The 10,606-nt window shown below is 33.3% G+C and carries 7 protein-coding genes; 3 read left to right on the forward strand and 4 right to left on the reverse strand.

The annotated features are described in order from the left end of the window. The first annotated feature begins 328 nt into the window (after positions 1–328). Both ccsA and F0000_RS08150 read left to right on the forward strand, forming a co-directional pair. On the forward strand, positions 329–3,484 hold the full coding sequence (gene ccsA / locus F0000_RS08145; RefSeq protein ID WP_149624220.1) for a cytochrome c biogenesis protein CcsA: 3,156 nt from the start codon (positions 329–331) through the stop codon (positions 3,482–3,484). Positions 3,485–3,657: 173 nt separating this feature from the next. Then, positions 3,658–5,238 carry a solute:sodium symporter family transporter gene (locus F0000_RS08150; protein ID WP_149624221.1) on the forward strand — a complete coding sequence of 527 codons (1,581 nt, stop codon included), beginning with the start codon at positions 3,658–3,660 and terminating at the stop codon, positions 5,236–5,238. A 255-nt stretch (positions 5,239–5,493) separates the two neighbouring features. Here the strand turns inward: F0000_RS08150 and lpdA are convergent, their stop codons facing one another. The 4 genes from lpdA to msrB (F0000_RS08170) all read right to left on the reverse strand — a co-directional run bounded on the left by lpdA (position 5,494) and on the right by msrB (F0000_RS08170) (position 8,586). Further along, on the reverse strand, positions 5,494–6,885 hold the full coding sequence (gene lpdA / locus F0000_RS08155; RefSeq protein ID WP_149624222.1) for a dihydrolipoyl dehydrogenase: 1,392 nt from the start codon (positions 6,883–6,885) through the stop codon (positions 5,494–5,496). A 179-nt stretch (positions 6,886–7,064) separates the two neighbouring features. After that, a complete protein-coding gene (locus F0000_RS08160) occupies positions 7,065–7,610 on the reverse strand; it encodes a collagen-like protein (protein WP_149624223.1) in 546 nt (181 codons plus the stop codon). An 86-nt stretch (positions 7,611–7,696) separates the two neighbouring features. Next, positions 7,697–8,092: a peptide-methionine (R)-S-oxide reductase MsrB gene (gene msrB / locus F0000_RS08165; RefSeq protein WP_149624224.1), complete on the reverse strand. Its 396-nt coding sequence runs from the start codon at positions 8,090–8,092 to the stop codon at positions 7,697–7,699. Next, entirely contained in the window at positions 8,092–8,586 is a 495-nt protein-coding gene (gene msrB / locus F0000_RS08170; protein WP_149624225.1) for a peptide-methionine (R)-S-oxide reductase MsrB, read from the reverse strand. Before msrB (F0000_RS08170) ends, msrB (F0000_RS08165) begins: the two co-directional genes overlap by 1 nt. A 300-nt stretch (positions 8,587–8,886) precedes the next feature. Here msrB (F0000_RS08170) and F0000_RS08175 point away from each other — a divergent pair, with 300 nt between their 5' ends. Beyond that, positions 8,887–10,401, forward strand: a complete 1,515-nt coding sequence (locus tag F0000_RS08175) for a DEAD/DEAH box helicase (RefSeq protein WP_149624226.1) — start codon at positions 8,887–8,889, stop codon at positions 10,399–10,401. Positions 10,402–10,606 lie beyond the last annotated feature (205 nt).

Genomic DNA, 10,606 nt, shown 5'->3' on the forward strand with positions numbered 1-10,606 from the left:
TAAAATTCGTCCATATTTCATTACTTTTTTGGTCTGTAGTGCCGCTATAGACTATACAAAGTGCATTATCTGTTCATATTTCACTTCATTTTCGGTTAAAAATGAAAAGTCAAGATGAGTTCATTAAAAAAGAGAAGTTTTAAGATACTTTAAGCAAATTATTTTTCTTGGAAAAGGATGATTACTAATAATTTTAATTTTTTAATCAGGATTTGTAGATTACTACAAAAAAGAATACAAATTAGTTGTTAAAACGTTTCGTTGTGTTTGTAATTATGCAATAAAATCTTACCAAAAACCTTACATTTGCCAAGCAAAAAAAAATAGTATGCAAAAGAAGTTGATGAGTATTTTATTTTCTACAAGATTGATGGCAATTTTATTTCTCGTTTTTGCAACTTCTATGGGGATAGGTACTTTTTTAGAAGATGCGCACGGCACTACAGCTGCGAGAATATGGATTTATAATACCTGGTGGTTTGAGGCAATTATGGCATTTTTTATGGTTAATTTCTGTGGTAATATTGTTAGATACAGACTTTACAAAAAAGACAAATGGGCTACCTTATTGTTACACCTCTCCTTTATATTAATTCTTTTGGGAGCATTTGTTACCAGATATATTAGTTATGAAGGAGTCATGCCTATACGTGAAGGTGAAACTACAGCTACCTTTCTTTCAGAAAAAACATACATGACTATTTTTTTAGATGGTGAAATTGATGGGCAACCTCGCAGAAGAATCGTCTCAGAAGCTCTAGAATTGGCAGAAAATACAGCTAATGATTTTACAATAAATACGGATTATAACAAGCAGGAAGTAATCATTGAGTATAAAGATTATATTCAAGGTGCAGAAATGGGGTTGGTAGAAACTGAAAATGGAGAAAATTATCTTAAAATTGTAGAAGCAGGTGATGGTAATAGACACGATCATTATCTGAAAGAAGGGGAAATATCCAACATTCACAATATTCTGGTAAGTTTTAATTCACCAACCAAAGGAGCAATTAATATTACTTATAAAAAAGGTGAGTATTATATAGAATCCCCTTTTGAAGGTTCTTTCTTGAGAATGGCAGATCAATTACAAGGTGTTGTGATTAAAGATAGTATCCAACCATTAATGTTGCGATCCTTATACCAGACTGCAGGCATGCAATTTGTTATTCCTGATCCAGTCACTCGGGGTGTTTATGATATAAAACCAATCGAAATTAAAGCTAAAGGGCAGCAAGATGCCCTGATAGTAGAGGTTTCTACATCTGGAGAAACTAAGGAAGTGAAATTATTAGGAGGAAAAGGTTTTGCTAATGATATGCAGAAAATTTCTATTGGCGGATTAGATATGTATTTTAATTATGGGTCGAAACGATTAGAGCTACCTTTTTCATTAAAACTGAATGATTTTATAGCAGAAAAACAGCCGGGAACAGCTAAAGTCTATAAATCATATATGAGTAAAGTTGATATTATAGAGGATGCTAAAACACCAAAACCTTATGATATTTATATGAATCATGTACTGGATCATAAGGGATATAGGTTTTTTCAGGCGTCTTTTGATCCAGATGAAAAAGGAACAGTACTATCTGTAAGCCATGATTATTGGGGAACAACAATAACATATGCAGGGTATATGTTACTGTATTTGGGATTGATGCTTATTTTGTTTACCAAAGGATCGAGGTTTAAGGATCTTGAGCAAATGCTGAATAAAGTAAAAGTTAAAAAGAAAGCATTAACAACGGCAGTAATACTTTGTATTTCTACAATTTCCTTAGCTCAGCAGCAGCCATCTCACGTAAATCATTTACAAACATTACCAAGCAAAGCACAATTAGATTCTATTATAATAGCTAATGCAGTATCCGAAGCACATGCAGAAAAGTTTGGTAGTATTGTAATTCAGGATGAACGTGGTCGAATGAAGCCTGTTAATACTTTTTCTTCAGAATTACTGCGTAAATTGAGTAAAAAAGATACATATGAGGGATTAACAGCTGATCAGGTATTTGTATCTATGGTAGAAAATCCATTTGTTTGGTACAGTGTACCGATTATCGAAATAGAGCGTAAGAATGATAGTATTCGTAAAATATTAGGAGTGCCCAAAACAGAACGAAGGGTTTCTCTTATCGATCTTGTAGAACCGGATGGTACTTATAAGCTGACTCCATATTTAGAAGAGGCGAGTAGTACCAGCACCCCAAGTAAGTTTGAAAAAGATTTTTTGAAAACTCATGAAAAGTTTTACCTGTTAAACCAGGCTTTGGGAGGAGGAATTCTGCGAATTTTTCCAGTTCCTGAGGATGAAAATAATATCTGGGTTTCTGTACCGCAACTCAATGAATATAAATTTACAGGCATGGATTCTGTATATACCAGACAAATCATACCGATCTATCGACAAGCATTACAAGAAGCCAGAAAATCCGGAGATTATAGTAAACCTGATCAATATATAGAAAGTATTAAAAGTTTTCAGAAAAAATTCGGTAATGAAGTGTTGCCAACGGATAAAAAGATTAAAGCGGAAATTGCTTTAAATAAATATGATATTTTTAAGACACTGTTTGGATACTATTTTTTATTCGGTATTTTTCTAATGGTATTTGTTGTCTTTAGAATATTTAAAGAATCTAAAATAATCATATGGTTGATTAATGGTACCATTGGATCGGTTATTTTGCTTTTTATGGTTCATACAGCTGGTTTGATTATTCGCTGGTATGTATCTGGTCACGCACCCTGGAGCGATGCTTATGAATCTATGATATATGTCGCCTGGGCAACTATGGCATTAGGATTAGCTTTTGGTAGAAAAAGTAATCTTTCTATTGCTGCTACTGCTTTTGTAGCCGGAATCATATTAGCTTTTGCGCATGAAAACTGGACTGATCCTGCAATTGCCAATCTACAACCCGTATTGGATTCTTATTGGGTATTGATACATGTATCTATCATTGTGGGAAGTTATGGTCCTTTCTTTATGGGGGCTATACTGGGAGTTCTTTCATTAGTGCTAATGATTTTGACCACAAAGTCTAATAAGAAACGAATGGATCTCAATATAAGGGAAATTACTATTATTAATGAGATGGCATTAACCATTGGTTTGGTTATGTTAACTATTGGTAATTTTTTGGGAGGAATGTGGGCAAACGAAAGTTGGGGTCGTTATTGGGGATGGGATCCAAAAGAGACCTGGGCTTTAGTGAGTATTATGGTCTATGCTTTTGTCATACATATGAGACTGGTTCCTGGTCTGAGAAGTAGGTGGTTTTTTAATTTGATGTCAATTTTGGCAGTTGGATCTATACTAATGACCTATTTTGGAGTAAATTTCTATCTCAAAGGATTACACTCGTATGCAAGTGGTGATCAGGTGGTAACTCCATCATCCGTTTATTATAGTATATTGGTATTGGTACTCCTTGGATCTTTTTCTTATTGGAGATATACAATTCATTATAAAAAATGAAAATTTTATAGTTGATTGTTTGTGATTACTTTATTATCAAAAATACCTATACAAAAACTATACAATGCTATTAAAATGATCATTTGTAGTATATTTTTATAATCTAATAGACTTTTGAAGTAAATAATATTCATACTTTTAACAATTAATATAAAACTGTTTAAATCTTAAATATGGGCATTATTTCTTTTGTAGCGTTTACACTTTTGGTAGCGGTTGTATCGTATCTGGCTACCCGAAAAACAGACGAAAATTCATCAGATGGTTATTTTCTTGGCGGTCGAAGTCTCACCGCAGTAGTAATCGCAGGATCATTATTATTAACAAATCTTTCTACTGAGCAAATAGTAGGCCTCAATGGTTCTGCATATACAGATGGTATATTGGTGATGGCATGGGAAACTCTTGCTGCAATTGCTATGGTTATTACGGCCGTATATTTATTGCCAAAATACCTTAAAGGAGGTATTAGTACGATCCCTACATATCTGGAAAGAAGATTTGATGCTTCTACAAAAGCGATGATTTCTGGATTATTTCTTACGGGATATGCCGTAGTATTATTACCTATTGTACTATACTCAGGTTCTCTTGCGATTAGTACAATGTTTAATATACCAGAAATGTTGGGCGTATCCGAATGGACTTCTTTATGGATATGTATATGGGGTATCGGTATTATTGGATCGATCTATGCCATTTTTGGAGGCCTGAAAGCGGTGGCGGTTTCTGATACTATTAATGCTGTTGGGTTATTGGTAGGAGGATTATTGATACCTGTGTTTGGTTTAATGGCGATTGGAGATGGTAGTGTATTAACCGGTCTTAATACTTTAACGACAGAACATCCAGAAAAATTCAATGCAATAGGAGGTGAGGATTCTTCTATACCATTTGCGACAATATTTACAGGGATGATGCTAGTACAGCTGTTTTATTGGGGTACTAATCAGGCTATAATACAGAGAGCATTGGGAGCAAAAAACCTGGTAGAAGGGCAAAAAGGACTTTTGATAGCTGCTTTTATTAAAATCCTGGGACCTATTATAGTCGTATTGCCTGGAATAATAGCTTATCATATGTTTAAAGGAGAATTAGAAGTTCCGGATCAGTCATATCCAAGACTTGTAAGTGAAGTATTACCAACGCCATTAGTCGGTTTTTTTGCTGCTGTTTTATTTGGTGCTATTTTGAGTTCTTTCAATAGTGCTTTGAATAGTTCAGTGACGTTGTTTGGTATTGATATATATAAACAATTCTTTAATACCGAAGCACCAGAAAGAAAAGTAGTATCTGTCGGGAAAAAGTTTGGTATCATCCTTGCAATTTTTTCAATGACAATTGCTCCGTTTTTATATTTTGCATCAGACGGTCTTTTTGGATACCTGCAGACGGTAAACGGATGTTATAGTATTCCTATTTTATCTATTATTGTGGTAGGTTTTCTTACCAAAAGAGTACCTGCTATTGCGGCAAAAGCAGGAGTTATTTTTGGTTTTGTAATTTATGTAATCTATGTGTTGATGGAAAAAACATTTGAAGTAGAAGGATTACCTCATTTCTTACATGTACAGGCAATTACTTTTGTTCTTTCTATAACGATTATGTTGGTTATAGGTAAGTTAAAGCCAAGAGAAACAGATTATGTGCAAGCATATACTAAAGAAGTAGATGTAACCCCCTGGAAATATACAAAGATAGTGGGTGCGGCTATATGTTTAATTGTAGTTTCTACATATCTCTACTTTAATTAAGATAGAATAAAAATGAACTCATCTTGAGTAGTGGTTTTCAACCGAAAAGTTTGGCTTTTGTGCTATAATGAAGTAGGTTTTTTTCAGCATAGTCATAGCTATGGTTTAAAAACCAACAAAATTAGCGTTGAAAATGTAAATTTGATAGATCAAAGCATGACTCAAGATGAGTTCAATATAAATAAAATTGTAAAAAAAGAAACCCGAGATTATCCTCGGGTTTTATAGTATAATATGTTGTTAGGTGTTTAAAAATTATAAGTGAATAACTTCGTCATAAGCATCAGCTACAGCTTCCATTACAGCTTCACTCATGGTAGGGTGAGGGTGAACGGCTTTTAATACTTCATGCCCGGTTGTTTCTAATTTTCTTCCTAAAACAGCTTCTGCAATCATATCGGTCACTCCGGCACCAATCATATGGCATCCAAGCCATTCGCCATATTTAGCATCAAAAATCACTTTGACAAAACCATCTTTGGTTCCGGCAGCACTGGCTTTACCAGATGCAGAAAAAGGAAATTTTCCTACTTTGATATCGTAACCAGCTTCTTTGGCTTGTTTTTCGCTCATACCCACGCTAGCAATCTCAGGAGATGCATAGGTACATCCAGGAATGTTACCATAGTCTATAGCTTCTATATGCATTCCAGCAATTTTTTCTACACAAGTAATCCCTTCTGCAGATGCTACATGAGCCAAAGCGGGACCTGGTACTACGTCTCCTATGGCATAGATACCAGGAATATTGGTTTGATACCAGTCATTCACAACAATTTTATCTCTATCAGTTGCAATACCAAGTTCTTCTAATCCAATATTTTCAATATTTGTTTTGATACCTACTGCTGATAAAACAATATCAGCTTCGAGAATTTCTTCGCCCTTTTTTGTTTTTACAGTCGCTTTTATTCCATCCCCGCTAGTATCTACACCTTCTACAGAAGAATTGGTCATTACTTTTATACCAGCTTTCTTAAAACTACGTCCAAATTGTTTAGATACTTCTTCGTCTTCCAGTGGTACCAGATTAGGTAAAAATTCTACGATCGTAACTTCTGTACCCATCGCATTATAAAAATGAGCAAATTCTACACCAATAGCACCAGAACCAACCACAATCATCTTTTTAGGCTGAGATTCTAATGTCATGGCTTCTCTGTATCCAATTACTTTTTTACCATCTTGGGGTAAATTTGGTAATTCTCTAGATCTTGCTCCTGTCGCTATAATAATATGTTTGCCTTCATAATCAGCGATTTTTCCATCTTTGTCTGTAACAGATACTTTATTATTAGCTTTTAATTTTCCAAAACCTTCTATTACATCAATTTTATTTTTCTTCATTAAGAACTGTACACCTTTGCTCATTCCATCTGCAACACCACGACTTCTTTTTACAACGGCATCAAAATCTTTGTCGAATTTCTCTACAGTTAATCCATAATCTGAAGCATGTTTCAGATAATCAAAAACCTGTGCACTTTTTAATAATGCTTTAGTAGGTATACATCCCCAATTAAGGCATACACCTCCAAGGCTTTCTTTCTCAATAATTGCAGTTTTAAATCCTAATTGAGAAGCTCTAATTGCTGTAACATAACCACCAGGTCCACTTCCTAATACAATAATATCATATGCGCTCATAAATGTCAATTTTTTGAAGACACGAATTTACGGATAATTCGGCTAATCATAAAAGGAAATGAATGATCACTTTTGGTACTACCGTTTAATAAGTAAAGACATAAAAAAAACACTATTTTCTTAATAGTGTTTTTTTAGTAATAATTATATTTTTTTGAGATTTTAGAAGAATATATAATTTATTCTGTTGAAATTTTGATAATATCTTTTTTACTCAATTTTAATGATGACATCACACTATTAAGATCATTAAGATTAATATTCTTTGCCTGTACAAATGCTGCAGGTACTACAACAATTCTAAAAACTTGATTAGTAGTAAATTCTGCGCCTAGGGTTGTAGGGTCATCACTTTCTAATATGATATCAACATCTCCGATTGTAAAATTAAATCTGTACTGTAAAAACCCACCATCTTCAAAAAATATGGTTGCAGTAGGCAATGGCTCCCAAACATCTAAATCTTCAACCACATCCTCTAATCGATATACAAGTACAACATCAGAATCAAAAATATTCTGAGGAAAGGTAAATCGGGTTGCAAAATCAGGAGCAACAAAATTTACATTTTCTATTTCAAAAACATCTGCGACTATATCCTCTCCCTGAGGACCTGGCGGGCCATCTGCTCCATCTCGTCCATCAAATCCCGGTGGTCCCTGATCTCCTTCGCAGGAAATGAATAAAATTGTTGATAGAAATAAAAGTGTGAATATCTTCTTCATAATTTGTAAAATATTTTATGTTATACTGTTGTTATGTATTGTAAGATATCAATAAGTGTTCCAAAAAATAATTTTCCTAAATCATTTCACATCTTATCAAAATCTATACTAACAGAATTCACACAATAACGCTGTCCTGTCTCAGTAGGACCATCATTAAATACATGACCAATGTGACTGCCACAATTAGCACATAAAATTTCTGTTCTTATCATTCCGTGTGAAGAATCTCTAATATACTCAATACTTCCTTCTATAGATTTATCAAAACTTGGCCACCCACAGCCAGAATCAAATTTTGTAGTACTGTCAAATAAAGGAGTGTGACAAGCCATGCATGCATAGGTTCCATTTTCTGAATGCATATTATACGTTCCTGTAAAAGGGCGTTCAGTGCCTTTTTGTCTTAAAATTCTATATTGATCTTCAGAAAGTATTTCTTTCCATTCTTTTTCTGTTTTATGATAAGGATATTTACTCATTATTTGACTTCTTTTTCTTTGGGTATAAAAATTAGTGCATCTCCATTAATGCAATGTCTTTTGCCTGTGGTCTCTCTTGGCCCATCATTAAACACATGTCCTAGATGTCCTCCACAAGTGGCACATAGTAATTCTGTTCTGGAATATCCTAGTTTATGATCTACATCATAGTCTACATTACCTTTTACGGCTCTGTCAAAACTAGGCCAACCTGTACCACTATCAAATTTATGTTTGCTTTCATACAAGGGAGTTTTACAAGCTGCACATTGAAAAGTGCCGGCAGTATACACTTTATTTAACAAGCTGGAGAAAGGTCTTTCTGTGCCAGCTTGCCTCAAAATATAATACTGATCAGCGGTCAGAATTTCTTTCCATTCCTTTTGTGTTTTAGATACTTTGTATTCTTTTTTTTCCTTTTTGACCTCTTTTTGTGCTACACTGGTGCAACTAAAGGCTAAAAAGCTAATAAATACTATAATGAATTTTTGCATAACAATTTTATTAATTTAAACAAAGTATACTCATAGTCGTATAAAGCATACTAGGATAACAAAATATTACAAATGTATAGTTAGAGAATAGATATAACTAGAAAATAGTTTCTAATAAGCGTATTCTCAGTATTATATTAATAGTTTAAAAGTAAAAGAACTTTAGAAGGTGTGAGAAATTTTATATATAATTAACATTTTTAACAAAAAAGAAATATATAAACAAAATATATTCCTCGAATTCTTTTTTAGAACTTCACAAAGTCCTTAATTTTGTCCCTTATTTTTAACAAATAAAAAATGCGGGTGGATCCCAGAGATATACACAAAAAGAAGCAAAAAGTACTGTATGATTATCAAGCGAGAGATATTGATAAGATATTTGGGCGTTTAAAAGAATTTTCTGAAAAATATAATTTATTATATCAGCTGCCTACTGGAGGTGGTAAAACAGTTATTTTTTCTGAGATCGTTCGCAGATATATAGAGACTACCCAAAAAAAGGTAGTTGTTCTTACACATCGTATTGAACTCTGTGCACAAACCTCTAATATGCTTACAGAGTTTGATGTTAAGAATAAGATCATCAACAGTACTGTAAAAAAGCTCGAAGATCAGGAAGAGTATATGTGTTTTGTCGCTATGGTAGAAACACTAAACAATAGACTTAATGATGATCAATTAGAACTCAATAATGTTGGGATGGTTATTATTGATGAAGCTCATTATAACTCATTCAGAAAATTATTTAAGTTTTTTAGTGATTGTTTTATCCTGGGAGTTACGGCAACACCTCTAAGTTCTAATATGAAACTTCCTATGAAGGATCATTATCAGGAGTTAATTGTTGGAGATACGATTTCTTCACTCATAAATAAAGGTTTTTTAGCAAAACCTATTACTTATACATATGACGTAGGTCTTGGTTCTCTTAAAATAGGTATGAATGGTGACTATACTGTAAAATCATCAGAAGATTTATATACCAATGCGTTAATGCAGGATAAATTGTTAAAAGCTTATGAAGAAAGATCCAAAGGAACAAAAACGCTAGTTTTTAATAATGGTATCAATACCTCTATACAGGTATATGATACTTTTCATAGAGCCGGATATCCAATTAGGCATTTGGATAATACTAATAGTAAACAAGATAGGATAGATATACTAAAATGGTTTAAAACAACAGATAATGCTATATTAACTTCTGTAAGTATTCTCACAACAGGTTTTGATGAACCAACGGTAGAAACAATAATCCTTAATCGCGCTACAAAATCTCTTACTTTATATTTTCAGATGATCGGAAGAGGGTCTAGAATATTGCCTAATAAACCTGAGTTTTCTATTATTGATATGGGAAATAATACAGCTAGATTTGGTTTATGGAGTGGTGATGTAGACTGGCAAGCTATTTTTAAGTCTCCAGATTTTTATTATGATAATCTGGTAAGTGATGATGAAATAGAACGTAACTTTAGATATGTAATGTCTGAAGAAATACGAAAAGAGTTTAAGAATTCTGATGATATTGATTTTGATGTAGAGTTAGAGTATGTTAAAACAAAAAGAAACGGTTTACGTAGTAAAAGTGTTCTGGATAGATCCATTGCACAACATGCAAAGATGTGTGTAGAAAATAGCGAAGATGTATTTGATGCACGAATTCTTAGTAAATTGTTAGATCAGGATATAGAATATAGAGTACGCAGATATTCATATTGTATCAGTAAGAGTACAAAAAATTATAGGGATTGGTTGCAAGAAGATTATAATAGAAAATTAAGATCCAAAATCAATCAAATGTTCTTGTAGAGATTTTTTAAAAAAATTAATAAGTATGGCTTTTCTACTCAATACAAATCAGGATTATGATACTTTTTCATTTTTTAGGGAAGTGTAATTATAACCCTGTCTCAGGGTTAAGCCCCAGGAGGGCTCTGGGAGCTAGCTCCCAGAGCCCTCCTGGGGCTTGGTCGCTAAATCAAGTGCCACTCGATCTTCAAATCTAATATATAAT

It is taken from the genome of Aquimarina sp. RZ0 (assembly GCF_008370685.1).
Taxonomy (GTDB): Bacteria; Bacteroidota; Bacteroidia; order Flavobacteriales; family Flavobacteriaceae; genus Aquimarina.